Here is a 20,426-nt window from a genome sequence, read left to right on the forward strand (position 1 = left end):
ACGTTATCGACACTGAAAATATATAATATTTATAAGTTTACTTAGAAATTAAAAACGTTCCAGGAGGTATGGATATATGAATATTTTTGCATTAATTAAACGTACGTTTGATACAGAAGAAAAAATCGTCGTGTCAGGTGGTAAAATTCAAGAGGATGGCGCAGAATTCATCATCAATCCTTACGATGAATATGCCATTGAAGAAGCAATCCAAGTACGTGACGCTGCTGGCGGTAAAGTAACGGTTGTTTCAATCGGTGGCGAAGATACAGAGAAGCAATTACGCACAGCTCTTGCAATGGGAGCGGATGAGGCGGTTCTTATTAACACAGAAGACGATCTAGATGAACTAGATCAAAATGCAGCAGCTTATATTTTAGCTGAATATTTAAAAGATAAAGAAGCAGATTTAATTTTAACAGGAAACGTTGCAATAGATGGAGGCTCTGGTCAAGTAGGACCTCGTGTAGCAGATTTACTAGGTATTAACTATGTTACAACAATTACAAAGCTTGAAATTGATGGGACATCTGCAAAAATTGTACGCGATATTGAGGGTGACTCAGAAGTGATCGAGACATCTTTACCACTTTTAGTAACAGCTCAGCAAGGGTTAAATGAGCCACGTTACCCATCTTTACCAGGGATCATGAAAGCGAAGAAGAAACCGCTTGCGGAACTGGAGTTAGATGATTTAGATATCGATGAAGATGATGTGGAAGTGAAGGTAGAAACAGTTGATATTTACTTACCGGCTCAAAAGGCAGCAGGTCGTATTCTTGAAGGCGAACTTTCTGCTCAAGTAAAAGAGCTAGTAAACCTACTTCATACAGAGGCAAAAGTAGTTTAAGTCATCTGATGACACAAATCGAATCTTAAAGGGTAACGGAGGGAATATACTATGACAAAAAAAGTATTAGTATTAGGTGAAGTTCGTGAAGGAAGCTTACGTAACGTTTCTTTCGAAGCAATTGCAGCTGCAAAGCAAATCGCAGATGGTGGTGAGGTTGTTGGTGTTCTTTTAGGGGATGCCGTAGCAGGCTTAACAGGTCCATTATTTGAATATGGTGCTGACCGTGTTGTAACGGTGGAGCATCCACATTTAAAACAATATACATCTGATGGTTATGGTCAAGCATTATTAGCAGTAATTGAGGAAGAAAAACCAACTGGTATTGTATTTGGTCATACTGCAAATGGTAAAGATTTATCACCAAAAATTGCAAGTAAATTACAAGCAGGTCTTGTATCTGATGTAACGGCTATTGAAGGTTCTGGCGATGATGTTGTATTCATCCGTCCAATTTACTCTGGTAAAGCTTTTGAAAAAGTTAAAGTAAAAGACGGCTTAGTTTTAGCTTCAGTCCGTCCAAACAATATTGCGCCATTAGAAAAAGTAGCGGGCAAATCAGGTGATATCACTTCTATTTCTGTGGATATTACGAACCTTCGTACAATCATTAAAGAAGTTGTCCGTAAATCTTCTGAGGGTGTAGATCTTTCAGAGGCAAAAGTAGTTGTAGCAGGTGGTCGTGGCGTAAAATCGGAGGACGGCTTTGAACCATTAAAAGAACTAGCGGATTTACTTGGCGGTGCAGTTGGTGCTTCACGTGGTGCATGTGATGCTGAATATTGTGATTACTCACTTCAAATCGGTCAAACAGGTAAAGTAGTAACACCAGACCTTTACATTGCAGCGGGTATTTCTGGAGCAATTCAACACTTAGCAGGTATGTCGAACTCAAAAGTAATCGTTGCGATTAATAAAGATCCAGAAGCAAATATTTTCAAAGTTGCGGACTATGGTATCGTAGGTGACTTATTTGAGGTGGTACCTCTTCTAATCGAAGAATTTAAAGCGTTAAAAGTGAATGCCTAATAAATGAGCGGGGAGAATGTGTCTTCCCCGCTTTTTTTTGTTCAAATTTTTTGATTTTTAAAAGTTATTGCAAAATAAAATGTTGACATAATTAATTTTAGAACGTATAGTGATGAATATTAATTTAACTTCTTGCAGCGGATCAAATATCTGTACCTGTTGCTACGCTTTGGGTACAAAAAACATCCGCTGAAATAGAGTTGGCTAAAAGCCTCAGAACGCAATATAATTGATTATTTAATAGTGTTTTAAACGCAAAGATTAGGAGTAGTAAAAGCTCATTATTTGGTGAAGAGAGCTGCGGGTTGGTGCAACGCAGTCCAATAAGACTTTGAACTTGCCTAGGAGCGGTAAGATAAATAGAAATTACAGAATATTCTATTTGTTGGACGGTTAACCTTCGTTATTAGGTTTTTAAGCAGGGTTCTTAAAGAACCAATTAGAGTGGTACCGCGGTTTGCTTATGGCATATCGTCTCTTCTTTCATCTGATCATGAAGGAACAGACGATATGCCTTTTTTGCGTCTAGGCTAAAGCGCTACATCCTCGAGGTCGCTTCGATCCCTCGGGCGAAAGTAGAGGAGCGCTTAAGCGCATTTGTTCATTTTAGGAGGTAAGGAAATGGAAAACGACAATCAGAAATTAAAGAGAACGATGACCTCACGGCATATTACGATGATGGCTTTAGGTGGAGCTATTGGTGCAGGGTTGTTTAAAGGAAGCAGTACAGCCATTGATATGGCAGGACCATCAGTGCTTTTTGCGTACTTAATTGGTGGTATTATTTTGTTATTTGTTATGCAAGGTTTAGCAGAAATGGCAGTCCGTAATAGCGAAGCCAGAACATTTAGAGATTTAGTGGAGGCTATTTTAGGGAAGTACCCAGCGTATTTCCTTGATTGGATCTATTGGAAAATGTGGGTGTTAAATATTGCGGCAGAATCTATCGTGGCAGCAATTTTTATTCAATATTGGTTGCCAGATTATCCAATTTGGATACTTGCGTTATCTGTTTCGATTTTAGTTACAGCCATTAACTTGCTATCAGTGAAAGTTTTTGCTGAAACTGAATATTGGCTAGCGTTAATTAAAATTACGGTTATTGTGGTGTTCATCATAGCGGGATTAATCTTATTGCTAGTTACTTTTGGTAATCATACAGCTGTTGGTTTTTCTAATTTAACGGAGCATGGTGGTTTCTTCCCGAATGGATCAATGGGGTTGATTGCTGCAATGCTTGTAGTTATTTACTCTTATGGAGGCACTGAAATTATTGGTATTACATTAGCTGAAACGAAAAATCCTGAGAAAGTAGTGCCAAAAGCTGTTCGCAGTACATTAGTACGAATTGTGACTTTTTATTTAGTGCCTTTCTTTATTATCGTCAGCTTGATTCCTTGGAATGAAGTAAATGGGGTGCCGGAAAGTCCGTTTGTAATGGTTTTTAAAATGGTTGGGATTCCTGGCGCTGATCATATTATGAATGCTGTTGTTTTACTTGCCATTATTTCATCAATGAACTCAGGACTATACGGTTCATCCCGCGTTTTGTATACACAAGCTGTGGACGGTCGTGTTCCTAAAATCTTTGCCCATTTATCGAAAAGAAAAGTTCCGGTATATGCCATATTAATGTGTACTTTAGCTTTATATATGGCCGTAATATTTTCTTTATTTGCAGGAAGTAAAACCTTTGATTTCCTAATGGGCTCACTTGGTTATACCGTGTTATTTATTTGGTTAATTATCGCGATTGCGCATCTGAAATCGCGTAAAAAACAGCCGGAAAAAACAAGTACCTATGCAGTAAAATGGTACCCTTATACGACTTGGATAGCTATTATTGCGTTAAGTGCCATACTGATTGGGATAATTTTTACAACATCTATTATCGTAACAGGTATTACACTAGCCATTTATCTCTTTATTACGTTAACTTATGTCTATAAAGGTCGTTCTCAAGAAAATGAAGCTAAATAATAAAACAACTTGTTGCCTTTTTCGACCTTATTTTTCATAAATTTTGCATACTAGGCAGATTGTTCGCTCAACAGAATTTATCCATGCTATACTACAAGCATAGTAAGTTTAAGGAGGATTTCAAATGGCAATTGTACATGCAACAGATGCAACTTTCCAAGACGATATTAAAGAAGGGTTAGTACTAGTTGACTTTTGGGCAGCTTGGTGCGGACCTTGTAAAATGATTGGACCAGTTCTTGAAGAAATGGATGCTGCTGGTAGCGCAGCTAAAATTGTAAAAGTAGATGTAGATAACAACCAAGGTACTGCAGCGCAATACCAAATTATGTCTATTCCATCATTACTATTATTTAAAGATGGTGAATTAGTAGACAAAACTGTTGGTTTCCAACCAAAAGAAGCGTTAGAAGCATTTATCGCAAAACATGCTTAACTTCTTTCAATAGAAGTCTCCCACCTCTACATATGGTGAGATGAATGCGAATTTAAGTTACTTTTCAGGGGTCCAAAAACTCGCTGAAAGAAGTTAAAGCCTCCGGCGGATGTCACAGAATCGGAAAGGAGTGCTTTGTTTAGCATAAAGCCGATTCCGGACGCAATTATGCCGAGGCATAATTGATTCTGTAAGAAAAAAAGAGTCAAGCCATCAATATGATGTGCTTGGCTTTTTTTCGTTATATAATAAAAGAAAAAGGAGGCAGGTAGGCGATGAATGATTTAATGAAACGAAAGCTTGAAATTTTACCAGATCAGCCTGGCTGCTATTTGATGAAAGATCGACAAGGAACAATTATTTATGTCGGGAAAGCAAAAGTGCTGAAAAATCGAGTACGCTCTTATTTTACGGGTACGCATGAAGGGAAAACACAGAGACTTGTAGGCGAAATTGAAGATTTTGAGTACATTGTGACATCCTCCAATATTGAAGCTTTAATTTTAGAGCTTAATCTAATAAAACTACATGATCCGAAGTACAATATTATGCTGACGGATGATAAAACGTATCCGTATTTAAAAATTACAAATGAAAAACACCCACGACTTATTACAACACGAAAAGTGAAAAAGGATAAGGCAAAATATTTTGGCCCGTATCCAAACGCGTATGCAGCAAGTGAGACGAAAAAGTTGCTAGATCGTTTATATCCTCTACGAAAATGTGTACAACTTCCTTCAAAGGTTTGTTTGTATTATCACATGGGGCAATGTCTAGCTCCTTGTGTGAAAGAGATTGATGTTGAAACTTACAACGATATGATTGAGGATATGACAAAATTTTTAAATGGTGGGGTTGAGGAAGTTAAAAAAGAGCTAGAGGTAAAAATGCTAGCGGCCGCGGAAAACTTAGAGTTTGAGCGTGCAAAGGAATTTCGTGATCAAATTGCATATATCGATACGGTCATGCAAAAGCAAAAAATCGTATCAAGTGATACAACTAACCGCGATGTATTTGGCTATGCAGTCGAGAAGGGCTGGATGTGTGTTCAAGTTTTCTTTGTCCGTCAAGGAAAGCTCATTGAGCGAGATGTCTCGATTTTCCCGATTTATCAAGAGGCAGAAGAGGAGTTTTTAACGTTCGTTGGACGATTTTATGACAAGCTTGAGCACATTAAGCCTAAAGAAATCTTTATCCCACAATCTATTGATGCGGAGATTTTAACGGAACTATTAGAAGTGAAAGTACTGACACCAAAACGTGGGCAAAAAAAAGAGCTAGTTGAATTAGCAACAAAAAATGCTGAAATTGCTGTAGCAGCGAAGTTCCAGCTTATTGAACGTCAGGAAGAACGGACAATAGGAGCATGTGAGGCGCTCGGTGAAGCTATGGGTATTTCTGCGCCTTTACGGATTGAAGCTTTCGATAACAGTCATATGCATGGGACAGATGCTGTTTCTGCAATGGTTGTATTTATTGATGGAAAACCTGCTAAGAAGGAGTATCGAAAATATAAAACACGCACAGCTGCCAAGCACGATGATTATGGGGCAATGCAGGAAGTTATCCGTCGTCGTTACACACGCGTATTAAAGGAAGGTCTACCTTTACCAGATTTAGTACTAATTGATGGTGGGAAGGGGCAAATGGAGGTCGCGCGTGAAGTATTAGAAGATGAGCTCGGTCTTGTCATTCCAATTGCCGGATTAGCAAAAGATGACAAGCATAATACGTCACAGCTCCTTTTTGGTGATCCACCTGAAGTAATTGCGTTAAAGCGCACAAGCGATGGATTCTATTTACTACAACGAATTCAGGATGAAGTACACCGCTTTGCGATCACCTTCTTACGACAGCAACACGAAAAGCATGCTATACAGTCTGTCCTTGATCAGATAGAGGGCGTTGGTCCAAAGCGAAAACAGCAATTGCTCAAGCATTTTGGCTCTGTCAAAAAAATACGTGAGGCAAGCATACAGGCATTAGAAGAAGCAGGGATACCTACTAATCTAGCTAACAATATCTATGCTTACTTTCATTCAGCAGATAGTTCTTTGTAGCAAAAATGAAGCTGTAGCTACAAAGAATTACTGAAATAAAGCAAAGCGATAGTGTCAATTACGCGAAGGAAAAAATTTCAATAAGAGACATTGTCAAAGGATTAGACATATGCTAAGGTTGTATATAACATTGATTTAGCAATGTTATATACAACACCTTAGTTTTTTAGTTACTTCTATATATAAAATGGGAATTTTTCCACTAAGGTTCAATTAAATACGTTCACTATTTAGTGATGATAGAGGTGCAAGGTTCAAGAGTAGTGCATTAGAGGACGGACAAGTCCATTGAAAATGTATAAAAGGGGAGCTTGCCGAAGTAGAGCATCGTTGTTTCCGATGCTGTGCTGGTTTTACATTTAAGAGATGTAAGACTGTCGATTCTAAACCGTTTCGGAGGGCTATCACACATGCGCAAGTTACTTTTATTGTACATGTTATAAGCAGCTTTCACGTTATGTGAGGGTTGCTTTTTTTAGTTTTCTAGAGACAACTTTTCGTACTGTTAAGGAATGATGCCGGAAGATTTCCCTTATTATCAAGGCACTATATTGGGCTTATAGAAGTAGCGTCAATGCCAAAGATCCATACTAAAATCTGTTCTTGATAATAAGGGACGGAAGTATTAGGAACTGAGAAATGTGAGTGCTCATGATGCTTTGCTTTTACAGTGCTATTTTTGTGAAGATCCGCAAAGGTCTAGCTACTTTAAACGCAATGAAATGATGGATGACAAAGGAGAATGATACAGATGGTGAGAATTGTGATGAAATTTGGAGGTGCGGCATTCGCTTCAACAGAGCACATTCAAAATGTTGTGAAAAAGGCGATTGCAGAAAAGGAAAAAGGTTTCGATGTTGTCGTTGTTACGTCAACAATGAGGAGTGTGGCTGAAGAAATAGCGAAAATGGTCCGTAATCTATCGGACAATGCTTCTAAACGTGAACTAGACGCACTATTTTCAACAAGCGCTCAATTGGCAAGTTCGTTAGTGGCACTTGCTTTGCAGGAAGAAGGATATAATGCAGTGTCATTAACAGGCTGGCAGGCTGGTATTCAAACCGATGCTCTGTATGGTCATGCACGTATTGATGAGATTGATGTTAGTCGACTAGAAGAGCATTTTGCACAGGGACAAATCGTCATCGTAGCTGGGGAACAGGGGATCGATAATTTACGGAATATTACGACGCTTGGTAAAGGTGGAGCGGAAACGGCGGCTATAGCGATAGCAGCAAAATTGAAGGCAGAGCGCGTAGATATTTACACGAATGTGGACGGAGTCTATACTGCTGATCCAAGTCATGTCGCTGGGGCGCAAAAGTTAAAAGAAATTTCCTATGATGAGATGCTGGAGCTTTCAAACTTAGGGTCACAAATTATGCACCCACGAGCTGTAGAGTTAGCAAAGAAGTTTCAAATCCCAGTTATCATTCGGGCGAGCGAGAGAGATACAGTAGGTACTTTATTGAAGGAGGAAGTTGAAATGGAGAAAAATTTAATGGTACGTGGTGTTGCCTATGAGTCAGACGTTATTCGCTTAACGGTTGGTTATGATGCTTATTCCAATGCTTCGTTAGCAGATATGTTCACAAAACTTGCTGAAAATCACATAAATGTTGATATAATCGTACAAGCAATAATTGATGGCTTAAAGCCGACTGTATCATTTACGATTTTGAAAGAGGAGTTTGCAGAAGCTTTACGTGTCCTAGAAGATAGCAAATTATCGCTAGGGTTCAGTTTTGCTGATTTTGAAATCGGTTTGGCAAAAGTCTCTATTATTGGTTCGGGGATGGCATCTAATCCAGGGGTGGCTGCGCGCATGTTTGATCGTCTACGTCGAGAAAATATCCCTGTAAAAATGGTAAGTACATCGGAAATAAAAGTGTCTGTAGTTGTACCCCAGGACGACATGATTCGTGCAGCAAATGCATTACATGATGAATTTAACCTCTTTCAGGAGATGCTTTTGTAGCGAATTTCAACCAATGTTTTATGTACCGAAAGCCCCACCACTATGGCGTTTTACATAATATTGAAGAGGGTGTGTCAGTAAATGGCACATTCTTTTTTTGTTCACATCAAATTTACTATTTTATGCAATTCTATTGTTATATAATAAAATGTGACATGTTTTACCAAGGGGAAGGTGGGAGTTTGTATGGTATTATTCGGTTTATTTCAAAAGTCAGTGGATGAAAGCGTTGAAACAAACAATGATTTAGAAATACAAATATTAAAAAAGCGAATTCTAGAATTGGAACTTGAACAGGAAAGTATTGATGTGAAAAATGCGATTTTAGACTTTGTTCTAGCACATATGGAGTTAATTAATTTTCAAACGGCTTTAAAGGTTCAGAATGTTTCAATGAGTGTAGGGGAAATTTCAGCAATGAGTGAAGAAATGTCGTCAAATACAGAAGAGATGCTTTCGTCTGAGCAAAATGTAAATGCAAACATTCAAGAAATAAAACAGCATTCGTTATTACTTGTAGAAGAAATGGAATCGTCCATTACTAAAGGTGAAATGGTTCAGGAGTTGCTGACTAAAGGAACTCATTCAACAGAGCAGTTGTATGATGAAATGACCAAAATGGATGATATCGGTAAAAGTGTAACTGGGATTGCTGATCAAACACAACTTCTATCGTTAAATGCATCTATTGAAGCCGCACGTGCTGGTGAACATGGTAAGGGCTTTAATGTTGTCGCGATGGAGGTAGGAAAGTTAGCAAGCAGCTCGAAAGGTTCATTGCATGAAATGACGAAGATTAGGTCAGTCATTGATAAGAAACTACATAATACAATAACCAATATCAAACAAGTCGAACATTATTTAACTGACTTTTTAAGTATTATGAAGGACAATATTGCTAACTTGACTGTCACAAGTCAAAATATTGAGGAAGCTGCAGATGGCATCCATCAAATAACAGCCGCATCAGAAGAAAATGTAATTGCTGTAGGCCGATTAGCGGAAACAACGACGGAATTATTACATACTAGTGATTTCTCAGAAATCATACAAAATCAAGTATCTGAAATGTTAAGAGCTATTGCACCAACAATCCGAAAGCCTTCAGAGCAAACGGTAGTTAGCCAATTGGCAGCAAGGTTAATGGATCATGCTAGCTTTTTACGTAATGCTATTCAAAAGGCTGGTCATAAAGAAACAATAAAAACGCATCATCAGTGTCTATTTGGGAAATGGTATTATGGTCATTTTGAGGAATTTCAACATTTACCGGAATATCGGCATATAGAGCAACCTCATGAATTAGTACACATGGCCGCACAAAAATTAGTGAATGAACTATCAATCATTAACTTAGAGGAAATGATTCAACACTCGTTAAATATTTTAGAAGCATTTATTTCGTTAATAGATGTGCTTTTAAAAGAAAGACATGCACAACTATGAATAGAAAAAAGGATTGTCATCCACGATTTGGAATGACAATCCTTTTTGTTTTATTCTGCGGGAACGGTGTTCATGATTCGTTCTTTGACGTCCCATTTTACTGTAAACATAACGTTTTGGTGCTTTTCACGTTTTTCATCATAGCATTCTGTTAAATAACCTTTTGCTTGCTGGATTTGTTCAGCTATAAATCCTGCTTCAAGTCTAAAACTACGAAGACCGATTTGTAACAGGTCTGGATCATTTGTTAGCTGGAATATACGTCCATCCTTCGATTCTTTGATGAGCTCTAAATTACCCCAACAGGCATCTGCGAAAAATGCGATAAGCTCTTCTTGATTTTTACAAGGGAACTTCCGAGCAAGGTCTTTTCCTGCCCAATAAAGGACATCTCCTTCATGCTTACCAAGAATGGAAGATAAAATATAATCGCGAATTATCTCATAGCCAAATGCTGAGATTGTAGGAGATGAAGTGTTTAACATTGAAATCCTTCTTTCTTAGAATTTTCTTGAAATTTGACACTGATAAAGTAAAGATAGATTTTTCGAGAAAAAACGACGCGTCATGTACTAGAATGTTACTTTAATAAGGAATATGAAAAACTCTAAGTTGCCTTGACGCTCGTAGATCTTGAGAGTACAATAAACATGTCATAATATTGTACCATGATGAAATACACAGTCAATGAAGTATCAGTTACAAAATGATGACTTCTTTTGTTGTGCTATTTTAAGTACTAAGGGGGGTAACAGTCTTGTCGAAAGATCGAGAGTTTTTATGGCGTCGCTTACATTCTCTACTTGGTATCATTCCAGTAGGTCTGTTTTTAACGATGCACCTGTTAATTAACTTTACAGCAACAGGCGGAGCAGAAAATTATAACGCAGCTACCGCAAATATGGAAAAGATTCCATTCCTTATCCTAGTTGAATGGATTGTCATCTATATTCCATTAATGTTCCACGCATTCTATGGTGTCTACATTGCATTCACTGCTACACCAAATACAGGACGTTTCAGCACATACCGTAACTGGATGTACTCATTACAACGTTTCACAGGTGTATTCCTAGTGATCTTCATTGCATGGCATATTTTCCAAACTCGTATTCAAAAAGCACTTGGTACAGAAGTTGATTACGACATGATGGCGAATATTGTTTCTAATCCATTCATGCTTGGATTCTACATTGTTGGTATTATATCAGCAACTTTCCACTTATCAAACGGTTTATGGGCATTCCTAGTAAGCTGGGGTATTACACAATCTCCTCAGTCTCAAAAGATTGCTACTTATGTAACAAACATTATTTTCGTAATTCTAAGTGTAGTTGGTGTGGCTGCTATTTTAGCTTTCGTTTAATGTAATAGAAGCTACTATAGAGCACATGACAATCATTGCAATTTTTTAAGAGGAGTGAGAAATAATCATGGCGAAAAGCAAAATAATTGTTGTCGGCGGCGGTCTAGCTGGTCTGATGGCAACGATTAAAGCAGCTGAAGTTGGTACTGAAGTTGATTTATTCTCATTAGTTCCTGTAAAACGCTCACACTCTGTATGTGCGCAGGGCGGAATTAATGGTGCAGTAAATACTAAAGGTGAAGGGGATTCTCCTTGGATCCACTTTGACGATACAGTATACGGTGGGGACTTCTTAGCGAACCAACCACCAGTTAAGGGTATGTGTGATGCAGCCCCTGGTATTATTCATTTAATGGACCGTATGGGTGTAATGTTCAACCGTACTCCAGAAGGTCTTCTTGATTTCCGTCGTTTTGGTGGTACATTACACCACCGTACAGCATTTTCTGGTGCTACAACTGGTCAACAATTACTATACGCACTAGACGAGCAAGTTCGTTCTCACGAAGTAGCTGGTTTAGTTAACAAATATGAGCACTGGGAATTCCTTGGTGCAGTAGTCGATCCTGACGGCGTTTGTCGTGGTATCGTAGCGCAAGATATGCGTACAGAAGAAATTAAATCATTCCGTGCAGACGCTGTTATTATGGCGACTGGTGGCCCTGGTATTATCTTCGGTAAAACAACAAACTCTGTTATTAATACAGGTTCTGCTGCTTCTATCGTTTATCAACAAGGTGCTTCATACGCGAATGGTGAGTTCATTCAAATTCACCCAACAGCTATTCCTGGAGATGACAAAAACCGTCTAATGTCAGAATCAGCTCGTGGTGAAGGTGGCCGTATTTGGACTTATAAAGATGGTAAGCCTTGGTACTTCTTAGAAGAAAAATACCCAGCTTACGGTAACTTAGTACCACGTGATATTGCAACACGTGAAATTTTCGATGTTTGTGTGAACCAAAAACTAGGTATCAACGGTGAAAACATGGTATACCTAGATCTTTCTCATAAAGATCCACATGAATTAGATGTAAAACTTGGTGGTATTATTGAAATCTACGAAAAATTCGTAGGTGATGATCCACGTAAATTACCAATGAAAATTTTCCCAGCAGTTCACTACTCAATGGGTGGATTATGGGTTGACTACAACCAAATGACTGAAATTCCTGGTTTATTTGCAGCAGGTGAGTGTGATTACTCTCAACATGGTGCAAACCGACTTGGAGCAAACTCATTATTATCTGCTATTTATGGTGGTATGGTTGCTGGTCCAAACGCAGTAGATTATGTTAAACATCTTAAAAAGCATGCTGAAGATCTTCCACAAGAAATCTTTGATGCTCGCGTTAAAGAAGAACAAGCTAAGTGGGATGCTATCATGAAAATGGATGGCACAGAAAACGCTTACTTACTTCATAAAGAGCTTGGTGAAATGATGACTGCTACTATGACTGTAGTACGTTACAACGACCAACTTGAAGATACATTAAACAAACTTGATGAATTCCAAAAACGTTGGGAAAACATTAACATCAACGATACACAAAAATGGAGTAACCAAGGTGCTCACTTTACACGTCAGTTGAAAAATATGATTTACCTTGCGAAAGTGATGACAAAAGGTGCATTATTACGTAACGAATCTCGTGGTGCTCACTATAAACCAGACTTCCCGAACCGTGATGATGAGAACTTCTTAAAAACAACAATGGCGAAGTTTGACCCAACTACTGGTAATCCAATCATTACGTACCAAGAAGTTGACGTTTCATTAATTCCACCACGTAAACGCGACTACTCTGCGAAAGGAGACTAAAAGTTATGATCGCAGCTAATACTGGAAGAATGGTTAAAGTGGAAATTTTACGTCAAGATACAAAAGGCGGCAATAGCTACTGGCAAAAATTCCAAGTACCTTACCGCCATGGTATGAACGTAATTTCTATTTTAATGGAAATTCAAAAAAATCCTGTTACTGAAAATGGTGAAAACACTACTCCAGTAACGTGGGATATGAACTGTCTTGAAGAAGTTTGTGGTGCATGTTCAATGGTTATCAATGGTCGCCCACGTCAATCATGTTCAACACTTGTTGACCAATTGACTGAGCCAATTAAACTTGAGCCTATGAAAACTTTCCCAGTTATTCGTGACTTACAAGTTGACCGTGAACGTATGTTCAACGCTCTTAAAAAAGTTAAAGCATGGGTTCCGATCGATGGTACTTATGATTTAGGTGAAGGTCCACGTATGCCAGAAGGTAAACGTCAATGGGCTTATGAATTATCTAAATGTATGACTTGTGGTGTATGTATGGAAGCATGTCCAAACGTGTCTGAAAAAGCTTCATTCATCGGACCAGCTCCACTATCACAAGTACGTCTATTCAACACTCACCCAACTGGTGCAATGATTAAAGACGAACGTTTAAATGCAATTATGGGTGATGGAGGCCTTGCAAACTGCGGTAACTCACAAAACTGTGTAGCGGCTTGTCCAAAAGGTATTCCTTTAACAACATCTATCGCATCATTAAACCGTGCAACGACAGTGCAAATGTTCCGTAACTTCTTCGGTTCTGACCACTACGTTGACTAATAGTACAAGCTTTACTCCCAACTCCCTTACACTTAATGTGTGAGGGGTTTTTTTCTATGAAAAATATTAAATAATATTGTAGAATAACTGCTCGTAAATACCTGATTGATTCTACTCGCTTGTTTAATGTTTCGCATTATTGGGGGTTCGGATAGGAGCATTTTCAAGGAAGTGTAATAAACTAAATATGATGACTTTAAAACAAATAGACTTGATTACGTAAGAACATGACAGGGATTACCTTTAAATCGATAGAAAAGAAGTTTTAAAGAGTAAAAAAGTGAATTTTCTATGATAATATAGCGTTTTCCTTTATAATGAATGTATATTCATTTATGACTGCTAATTCCATTTGTTGTTTTTGGAAAAAGCGAATAATCAGGGGGATGGCTAAGATGAAAGCAAATTATATCGGAGATTTTCAGGAATGGGCAAAGGATTTTGAATTTTTTATAGAGGTCCGTGTACGTTTTTCAGAAACGGATATGTACGGTCATATGAACAATACAGTTAGCTTTACATATTTTGAACAGGCACGAATCGATTATTTTCATCATCTCGGTGTTCTAATGCCATCAGCAATTGATGAACATGTAGAGGGGATTCCGATTGTTGCCGACTTACAGTGTGATTACGTGAAGCAGGTATTCTTTGATGATGTGCTAAAAATTTATACAAAGGTAGCGACAGTGGGGAACTCGTCAATGGATATTCATTATTTAGCGAAAAATCAGCATGATGAGGTTTGCTTTACGGGTCGTGGAACAGTAGTGCAAATGGACCCTCGAACTGGAAAGAGTGTACCTATATCTGAAGAAGCAAAAACGCAGTTAGCAAGATTGGCGTTCGTATAGTATGGAGACTGGCTACCGCTTCGCTCCAATGTCACAGATGTGGCCATGGAGCAAAGGAAAGGGAAGCGGGAAGAGGAACGAAGGCTAAGAGCATCACGTCCTGTGATAACGCCTTCGTGACCAACATCCTGCTGTCGCTGCGCTTTCGCACAAACAAAACCCTCTGCTGACGCTTCGTTAGCACTACGCTTTCGCGCAAAAGACATCTGTTGCCCCGACGGTCACAGGTAGCTCTGCTCTGCGCGAAAGCGAAGCGTCAGCAACAAATGTTTTCTGTAGCGAAAGTGAAGCGACAGCAACAAATGTTTTATCTGTGCGAAAGCGAAGCGACAGCAACAAATGTTTTCTGTAGCGAAAGCAAAAGCGTCAGCTATAAAGCGGCTAGTTGGAATGAAATCAACCGCTTGTTAGATCCACTTTTACATAAAATCCAATTAATAGTGGAAGTTGCTAATTTTTTTAGGAAACAAGAGATATTCATGAAAATAGCCGTCACCGCTCCTCATTCCTTAACATAAGTTACAATACGTGCGGGGGAGGAGGGTGTAACTGAAAATGAATGGCTCTCATCATCGTTCTCTATTAACAAACCGAGAACGTGAAATATTTGCGCTTTTATTAGCTGAAAAAACAACGAGGGATATTGCAGAGCAACTTGGTATTAGTGAAAAAACAGTGCGAAATCACATTTCCAATACAATTCAAAAGTTAGGTGTAACGAATCGATCTCAGGCGTTAATTGAGCTGTTACGCTTAGAAGAATTTAAATTAGACTAAATGGACACTTGCTATTTCAGAAAAAAAACGACAAAATAGAACTATTCAACGTATTTTTAGGAGTGAAATAGTTATATGTCGGATGAAGTAACAAAACACTCACCTGAAACCGTTGCAACGGTTGAAAAGGAATTACGCTATATAGCGGCGATTGTGAAGCAAAAGGGAAGAGAGATTGTTTCACAATATGCAATTACGCCGCCACAATTTGTTGCATTACAGTGGTTAGAAGAGCTTGGAGATATAACAATTGGCGACCTGTCAAATCGATTATACTTAGCTTTTAGTACAACAACAGATTTAGTGGATCGAATGGAGAAAAATGAACTAGTCAAGCGAGTACGTGACGAAAATGATCGCCGTGTCGTTGTTGTTCATCTTCTCGAAAAGGGCGAACGTATTATTCAAGAGGTTATTGAAAAAAGACAGCAATATTTGCAAGAGAAGCTTGTTGGTTTTAACGAACAAGAAGTCGCGCAATTATCAAGCTATTTAGAAAAACTACATGTACACATGAAACAGGATTGAGGCGGAAAGTATGAATGCCCCGATAGGCGTTATTGATTCAGGAGTAGGCGGTTTAACCGTAGCAAAAGAAATTATGAAGCTATTACCAAACGAAACGATTTATTATATTGGTGATACAGCAAGATGTCCGTATGGTCCCAGAAGTCGTCAAGAAGTACGAAATTTCACTTGGCAAATGGCAAAAGCACTAGAAAAAATGAATATCAAAATGCTCGTCATTGCTTGTAATACAGCGACTGCAGTAGCACTCGAAAGTTTACAAAGAAATATGCCTTTTCCGGTACTAGGCGTTATTAATGCTGGCGCACGTGCAGCTGTAAAGAAAACGAAGCGACATGAAGTCGTTGTGCTTGCAACAGAAGGAACAATTAAAAGTGGGGCGTATGAGGAAGCCTTACTATCACTAAATACGTCAACTCATATAATTCCGTTGGCTTGTCCAACATTTGTACCACTTGTAGAGAGTGGTGAATATAAAGGTGAATTTGCAAATAAATTAATTGCGGAAGGCTTAAAGCCGTTGAAAAATGAACAATTTGATACGGTTATACTAGGGTGTACGCACTATCCAATTTTACAAAAACAAATTGAAGGTGTTGTAGGAGAAGAAGTTTTTGTATTATCTTCCGCAGAGGAAACAGCAAAGGATGTTCAAGAAATGCTTGCGTATAATGGCACTTTAGCTGACCCAGATGCTGTGCCTGCTCATAAATTTTATGCAACTGGTTCTGTTCCAATTTTCCGTTCAATTGCTGAAAATTGGCTTGAGCAAGGTACTCTCCAAATAAAACGTATTACATTAAAATAAAAAATCAGCTTAGCTAGGGGCTAGGCTGATTTTTGCCTTTTTGAGCATTGTACATAAGGGACCGAGCACTTTTTTGAAGGTGAAAATTATGTTAAGATGAGTGCGCGAAAGATTTTAGGAGGAACGAAAAATATGACAAGATTTGATGGAAGAAATATTGATGCACTGCGTCCTGTGAAAATAGATAGTGAGTATCTATTGCACCCCGAAGGCTCAGTATTAATTCAAGTAGGCAATACAAAAGTAATTTGCACAGCAACGATTGAGGATAAGGTTCCTGGTTTTTTACGTGGACAAGGCAAAGGATGGATTACAGCAGAATATTCAATGTTACCTCGTGCAACAGCACAGCGTACAGCACGTGAATCTTCTCGTGGCAAAGTCAATGGCCGCACAATGGAAATCCAACGATTAATCGGTCGTGCATTACGTGCTGTCGTTGATTTAGAAGCTCTTGGTGAGCGTACTGTGTGGATTGACTGCGACGTCATTCAAGCAGACGGAGGGACACGTACAGCTTCCATTACAGGAGCGTTTGTATCGATGACACAGGCAATTGCTAAGCTTGCAGAAGAGAAGCAATTAGCAAAATTCCCGGTGACAGACTATTTAGCTGCAACGAGTGTTGGTATTGTTGAGGATCACGGGGCAATTTTAGACTTAAACTATGTTGAAGATGTCGCTGCTGCTGTAGATATGAATATTGTCATGACAGGCGCAGGACGATTTGTTGAGCTGCAAGGGACAGGTGAAGAAGCAACCTTTTCTCGTGAAGAGTTAAATGAACTACTGGGCTTAGGTGAAGAAGGTATTCAACAATTGATTGCCCTTCAAAAAGAGGCACTAGGTGAATTGGCTAACAAAGTGGGAGGAAATGAATAACATGAAACAAGTAGTCATTGCAACGAAAAATAAAGGAAAAGCAAAAGATTTCGAAGCGTTATTTGGTCCACTTGGCTATGAAGTAGTCACGATGTTTGATGTTGCCCCAGAGATGGAAATAGAAGAAACAGGCACTACTTTTAAGGAAAATGCAATCTTAAAGGCAGAGGCCTTGGCAAAAGAGTTAAACTCAATTGTTATTGCTGATGATAGTGGCTTAGCTGTTGATGCATTAAATGGTGAACCTGGTGTTTATTCCGCACGCTATGCTGGTGACCATGATGATGAAGCAAACATGGTGAAGTTATTAGAAAACCTGAAAAATGTCGAGGATGAAAAGCGTACAGCACGCTTCTGCTGTTGCATTGCAATTGCAGGGCCTGATTTTGAAACGACAACAGTTTTTGGTACTTGTGAAGGTGTTATTGCTCACGAAAAACGTGGTACAAACGGATTTGGGTATGATCCAATCTTCTTTGTCCCAAGTTTAAACCGTATGATGGCAGAGCTAACAGCCGATGAAAAGGGGGAAATTTCCCACCGCGGGAATGCTATTCGTAAGTTGAAGGAACAATTACCTAATCTTATAAAATAAGAGGTGATATCCATGCAAATACTGGTCATGAGTGATACACATGGCGATAGTAATGTGATTGAAAAAGTTCGTAGCTTTTACCCTAATGCTGATGCTTTCATTCATTGTGGAGATAGTGAGCTTCCTTTCTCCCATAAAGCATTGGATGGTATGAAGAAAGTTCGAGGAAATTGTGATATCGATAAAGCTTTTCCGAATGAAGAGGTATTCGATTTAGCGGACATCACAGTCTTTGTAACACATGGTCATTTATTCAATGTGAAAACCTCGATCTTGTCATTATCCTATCGCGCCAAAGAGGTAGACGCACAAATTGCTTGCTTTGGTCACTCTCATATTCTTGGGGCCGAAATGATTGATGATGTGTTATTTTTAAATCCGGGAAGCTTATTAAAACCGCGTGGTCGTATAGAAAAAAGCTTTGCCCTTGTAGAGACTAAAGACACGTATTTTGAAGTTAAGTTCTTTACGGATGATAATAGCCCTATTTCAACCCATAAGTTTATGCGAAAATGATAAAACAAAAACGCTTAAGTTTTAAAAACTCTAAGCGTTTTTTGTTTTTCTAGCGTAATCGGTGAAGAGTAAATGGTAAAAATGGCTATGAATTGTTTAGGATGAAGGAGAAAAAATAAATATAAACGTTACAAAGGAGAAAACATGGAACATACAATAGGATGGAATTTTGATAATAGCTATACCCACCTACCAAACATTTTTTACACATCAATTCAGTTAAACCCAGTTCGTTCGCCAAAGTTAATCATATTAAATGAATCAGTTGCAAAGTCACTTGGATTAAACAGTAATGCTCTGAAAAGCGAGGAAGCGGTAGCAATTTTTGCGGGAAACAACACCCCAACTGGTGGTAAACCCATTGCACAAGCTTATGCAGGGCATCAATTTGGTCATTTTAATATGCTAGGAGACGGCAGAGCATTATTGTTAGGTGAACAACTAACACCAAATCATGAACGTTTTGACATCGCGCTTAAAGGCTCAGGAAGAACGCCGTATTCTCGCGGCGGAGATGGCAGAGCAACACTTGGTCCAATGCTACGTGAATATATTATTAGCGAAGCTATGTACGCACTTGGCATTCCAACTACACGAAGTTTAGCTGTAGTGACTACAGGCGAAACGATCCTCCGTGAAACAGAGCTCCCTGGTGCAGTGTTAACACGTATTGCAAGCAGTCATTTACGAGTAGGAACTTTTCAGTATGCAGCGAACTTTGGATCAGATGAGGAGCTAAAAGCATTGGCGGATTATGCTTTTGAACGTCATTTTACTAATGCTGATGAAGCACAAAATCGTTATGTAACCCTACTACAGGAAGTGATAAAGAAACAAGCATCTCTCATTGCAAAATGGCAGCTAGTTGGTTTTATTCATGGAGTCATGAACACAGATAATATGACGATTAGCGGTGAGACGATTGATTATGGTCCTTGCGCTTTCATGGATACTTATGATCCAGCGACTGTGTTTAGCTCGATTGATCGACAAGGCCGTTATGCATTTGGCAACCAACCTAATATCGGAGGATGGAATTTAACGCGATTTGCTGAATCATTAATACCGTTAATCCATGAAGATCAAGAAGAGGCTATCCACATAGCTCAAGAGACTCTAAAGCAATATCCTCAGCTGTATTATGCAAACTGGCTAGAAGGTATGCGAGCAAAGCTTGGGCTATTTAACGCAGAAGAGCAGGACGGGGAACTCATTGAAGAACTGCTACAGTTAATGCAGCAACATCAAGCAGACTACACGAATACTTTTATCGCATTAACCTTCAATAAATTTGAAGACTCAACGTTCTTTAGTACAAATGAATTTAAAGAATGGCATAAGAATTGGCTTGCAAGATTAGAAAGACAGCAGGAAACAAAAGATATGTCCCAACAATTGATGCGTGACCATAATCCAGCTATTATTCCACGGAATCATCGGGTAGAAGAAGCATTAGAGGCAGCAGTTGAACACGGAGACTATAGCGTAATGGAGCGATTATTAGAAGCTCTTGCTCAACCTTTTGCACATTGTAAGGAGCAGCAGGAATATGCAACATTACCAACACCATCTAACCAACCATATCGAACATTTTGTGGCACATAAGTTAAAAAATATTGTGTCAATGAAATTAATGCGCTAGTATAGCCCTTCAGCAAAAATGAAGGGTTGATTTCCGTTCCGACTGAGCGCTTTGTTGCTGTCGCTTCGCTTT

20 protein-coding genes, 1 riboswitch and 1 other annotated feature are annotated in these 20,426 nt (G+C 38.8%); of the genes, 19 read left to right on the forward strand and 1 reads right to left on the reverse strand.

The genetic code is table 11. The annotated features are described in order from the left end of the window. Nucleotides 1–76 precede the first annotated feature (76 nt). The 7 genes from MWJ95_RS11960 to MWJ95_RS11990 all read left to right on the forward strand — a co-directional run bounded on the left by MWJ95_RS11960 (nucleotide 77) and on the right by MWJ95_RS11990 (nucleotide 9,782). Nucleotides 77–850 (forward strand): electron transfer flavoprotein subunit beta/FixA family protein, encoded by a 774-nt coding sequence (locus MWJ95_RS11960; protein WP_249105714.1) that lies wholly within the window; start codon nucleotides 77–79, stop codon nucleotides 848–850. A gap of 51 nt (nucleotides 851–901) precedes the next feature. Beyond that, nucleotides 902–1,879, forward strand: coding sequence for an electron transfer flavoprotein subunit alpha/FixB family protein (locus tag MWJ95_RS11965; RefSeq protein WP_249105717.1), 978 nt, complete (start codon nucleotides 902–904; stop codon nucleotides 1,877–1,879). A 248-nt stretch (nucleotides 1,880–2,127) separates the two neighbouring features. Next, nucleotides 2,128–2,361: a binding site (T-box leader), on the forward strand. A gap of 139 nt (nucleotides 2,362–2,500) precedes the next feature. Continuing rightward, nucleotides 2,501–3,859: an amino acid permease gene (locus MWJ95_RS11970; RefSeq protein ID WP_249105719.1), complete on the forward strand. Its 1,359-nt coding sequence runs from the start codon at nucleotides 2,501–2,503 to the stop codon at nucleotides 3,857–3,859. Nucleotides 3,860–3,983: 124 nt separating this feature from the next. After that, on the forward strand, nucleotides 3,984–4,295 hold the full coding sequence (gene trxA / locus MWJ95_RS11975) for a thioredoxin (protein ID WP_004226420.1): 312 nt from the start codon (nucleotides 3,984–3,986) through the stop codon (nucleotides 4,293–4,295). A gap of 275 nt (nucleotides 4,296–4,570) precedes the next feature. Continuing rightward, the gene (gene uvrC / locus MWJ95_RS11980) at nucleotides 4,571–6,358 is read left to right on the forward strand and encodes an excinuclease ABC subunit UvrC (RefSeq protein WP_249072858.1); all 1,788 of its coding nucleotides are present in this window, start codon (nucleotides 4,571–4,573) and stop codon (nucleotides 6,356–6,358) included. Between the two features lie 232 nt (nucleotides 6,359–6,590). After that, nucleotides 6,591–6,770: riboswitch (Lysine riboswitch) on the forward strand. Nucleotides 6,771–7,109: 339 nt separating this feature from the next. Continuing rightward, entirely contained in the window at nucleotides 7,110–8,336 is a 1,227-nt protein-coding gene (locus MWJ95_RS11985; RefSeq protein WP_249105721.1) for an aspartate kinase, read from the forward strand. Between the two features lie 186 nt (nucleotides 8,337–8,522). Continuing rightward, entirely contained in the window at nucleotides 8,523–9,782 is a 1,260-nt protein-coding gene (locus tag MWJ95_RS11990; protein WP_249072856.1) for a methyl-accepting chemotaxis protein, read from the forward strand. A 50-nt stretch (nucleotides 9,783–9,832) separates the two neighbouring features. Here MWJ95_RS11990 and MWJ95_RS11995 read toward each other — a convergent pair whose 3' ends face one another. Further along, nucleotides 9,833–10,267: a YslB family protein gene (locus MWJ95_RS11995; protein WP_249072855.1), complete on the reverse strand. Its 435-nt coding sequence runs from the start codon at nucleotides 10,265–10,267 to the stop codon at nucleotides 9,833–9,835. A gap of 272 nt (nucleotides 10,268–10,539) precedes the next feature. On the opposite strand from MWJ95_RS11995, the gene MWJ95_RS12000 reads away from it, so the two are divergent. The 12 genes from MWJ95_RS12000 (at nucleotide 10,540) to MWJ95_RS12055 (ending at nucleotide 20,317) form a co-directional block, all read left to right on the forward strand. Beyond that, the gene (locus MWJ95_RS12000; RefSeq protein WP_249072854.1) at nucleotides 10,540–11,148 is read left to right on the forward strand and encodes a succinate dehydrogenase cytochrome b558 subunit; all 609 of its coding nucleotides are present in this window, start codon (nucleotides 10,540–10,542) and stop codon (nucleotides 11,146–11,148) included. A gap of 67 nt (nucleotides 11,149–11,215) precedes the next feature. Continuing rightward, nucleotides 11,216–12,970 (forward strand): succinate dehydrogenase flavoprotein subunit, encoded by a 1,755-nt coding sequence (gene sdhA, locus MWJ95_RS12005; RefSeq protein ID WP_249072853.1) that lies wholly within the window; start codon nucleotides 11,216–11,218, stop codon nucleotides 12,968–12,970. 5 nt (nucleotides 12,971–12,975) lie between these two features. Further along, nucleotides 12,976–13,752, forward strand: coding sequence for a succinate dehydrogenase iron-sulfur subunit (sdhB, locus tag MWJ95_RS12010; RefSeq protein WP_249072852.1), 777 nt, complete (start codon nucleotides 12,976–12,978; stop codon nucleotides 13,750–13,752). A gap of 395 nt (nucleotides 13,753–14,147) precedes the next feature. Next, nucleotides 14,148–14,606 carry an acyl-CoA thioesterase gene (locus MWJ95_RS12015; protein ID WP_249072851.1) on the forward strand — a complete coding sequence of 153 codons (459 nt, stop codon included), beginning with the start codon at nucleotides 14,148–14,150 and terminating at the stop codon, nucleotides 14,604–14,606. Nucleotides 14,607–14,815: 209 nt separating this feature from the next. Next, nucleotides 14,816–15,124, forward strand: coding sequence for a hypothetical protein (locus MWJ95_RS12020; protein WP_249105723.1), 309 nt, complete (start codon nucleotides 14,816–14,818; stop codon nucleotides 15,122–15,124). Between the two features lie 37 nt (nucleotides 15,125–15,161). Next, the gene (locus MWJ95_RS12025) at nucleotides 15,162–15,383 is read left to right on the forward strand and encodes a helix-turn-helix domain-containing protein (protein WP_004226437.1); all 222 of its coding nucleotides are present in this window, start codon (nucleotides 15,162–15,164) and stop codon (nucleotides 15,381–15,383) included. 75 nt (nucleotides 15,384–15,458) lie between these two features. Continuing rightward, nucleotides 15,459–15,911 carry a MarR family winged helix-turn-helix transcriptional regulator gene (locus MWJ95_RS12030; protein WP_053484913.1) on the forward strand — a complete coding sequence of 151 codons (453 nt, stop codon included), beginning with the start codon at nucleotides 15,459–15,461 and terminating at the stop codon, nucleotides 15,909–15,911. A gap of 10 nt (nucleotides 15,912–15,921) precedes the next feature. Beyond that, nucleotides 15,922–16,719, forward strand: coding sequence for a glutamate racemase (gene racE, locus MWJ95_RS12035; RefSeq protein ID WP_249072850.1), 798 nt, complete (start codon nucleotides 15,922–15,924; stop codon nucleotides 16,717–16,719). A 132-nt stretch (nucleotides 16,720–16,851) separates the two neighbouring features. Beyond that, on the forward strand, nucleotides 16,852–17,601 hold the full coding sequence (gene rph, locus MWJ95_RS12040; RefSeq protein ID WP_249105725.1) for a ribonuclease PH: 750 nt from the start codon (nucleotides 16,852–16,854) through the stop codon (nucleotides 17,599–17,601). Nucleotide 17,602: 1 nt separating this feature from the next. Continuing rightward, a complete protein-coding gene (locus MWJ95_RS12045) occupies nucleotides 17,603–18,196 on the forward strand; it encodes an XTP/dITP diphosphatase (RefSeq protein ID WP_249105727.1) in 594 nt (197 codons plus the stop codon). 12 nt (nucleotides 18,197–18,208) lie between these two features. Beyond that, entirely contained in the window at nucleotides 18,209–18,712 is a 504-nt protein-coding gene (locus MWJ95_RS12050; RefSeq protein WP_249105729.1) for a metallophosphoesterase, read from the forward strand. A 144-nt stretch (nucleotides 18,713–18,856) separates the two neighbouring features. Beyond that, complete coding sequence (locus MWJ95_RS12055; RefSeq protein WP_249105731.1) at nucleotides 18,857–20,317, forward strand: protein adenylyltransferase SelO; 1,461 nt, start codon at nucleotides 18,857–18,859, stop codon at nucleotides 20,315–20,317. Nucleotides 20,318–20,426 lie beyond the last annotated feature (109 nt).

It is taken from the genome of Lysinibacillus sp. Bpr_S20 (assembly GCF_023337835.1).
Classification (GTDB): domain Bacteria; phylum Bacillota; class Bacilli; order Bacillales_A; family Planococcaceae; genus Lysinibacillus.

Coding starts and splice junctions, on each gene's coding strand:
- trxA (WP_004226420.1), top strand. CDS start 3,984: ATGGCAATTGTACATGCAACAGATGCAACTTTCCAAGACGATATTAAA.
- MWJ95_RS12050 (WP_249105729.1), top strand. CDS start 18,209: ATGCAAATACTGGTCATGAGTGATACACATGGCGATAGTAATGTGATT.
- MWJ95_RS12045 (WP_249105727.1), top strand. CDS start 17,603: ATGAAACAAGTAGTCATTGCAACGAAAAATAAAGGAAAAGCAAAAGAT.
- rph (WP_249105725.1), top strand. CDS start 16,852: ATGACAAGATTTGATGGAAGAAATATTGATGCACTGCGTCCTGTGAAA.
- racE (WP_249072850.1), top strand. CDS start 15,922: ATGAATGCCCCGATAGGCGTTATTGATTCAGGAGTAGGCGGTTTAACC.
- MWJ95_RS11965 (WP_249105717.1), top strand. CDS start 902: ATGACAAAAAAAGTATTAGTATTAGGTGAAGTTCGTGAAGGAAGCTTA.
- MWJ95_RS12030 (WP_053484913.1), top strand. CDS start 15,459: ATGTCGGATGAAGTAACAAAACACTCACCTGAAACCGTTGCAACGGTT.
- sdhB (WP_249072852.1), top strand. CDS start 12,976: ATGATCGCAGCTAATACTGGAAGAATGGTTAAAGTGGAAATTTTACGT.
- MWJ95_RS11960 (WP_249105714.1), top strand. CDS start 77: ATGAATATTTTTGCATTAATTAAACGTACGTTTGATACAGAAGAAAAA.
- MWJ95_RS11985 (WP_249105721.1), top strand. CDS start 7,110: ATGGTGAGAATTGTGATGAAATTTGGAGGTGCGGCATTCGCTTCAACA.
- MWJ95_RS11995 (WP_249072855.1), bottom strand. CDS start 10,267: ATGTTAAACACTTCATCTCCTACAATCTCAGCATTTGGCTATGAGATA.
- MWJ95_RS12015 (WP_249072851.1), top strand. CDS start 14,148: ATGAAAGCAAATTATATCGGAGATTTTCAGGAATGGGCAAAGGATTTT.
- MWJ95_RS11990 (WP_249072856.1), top strand. CDS start 8,523: ATGGTATTATTCGGTTTATTTCAAAAGTCAGTGGATGAAAGCGTTGAA.
- MWJ95_RS11970 (WP_249105719.1), top strand. CDS start 2,501: ATGGAAAACGACAATCAGAAATTAAAGAGAACGATGACCTCACGGCAT.
- MWJ95_RS12055 (WP_249105731.1), top strand. CDS start 18,857: ATGGAACATACAATAGGATGGAATTTTGATAATAGCTATACCCACCTA.
- uvrC (WP_249072858.1), top strand. CDS start 4,571: ATGAATGATTTAATGAAACGAAAGCTTGAAATTTTACCAGATCAGCCT.
- MWJ95_RS12025 (WP_004226437.1), top strand. CDS start 15,162: ATGAATGGCTCTCATCATCGTTCTCTATTAACAAACCGAGAACGTGAA.
- sdhA (WP_249072853.1), top strand. CDS start 11,216: ATGGCGAAAAGCAAAATAATTGTTGTCGGCGGCGGTCTAGCTGGTCTG.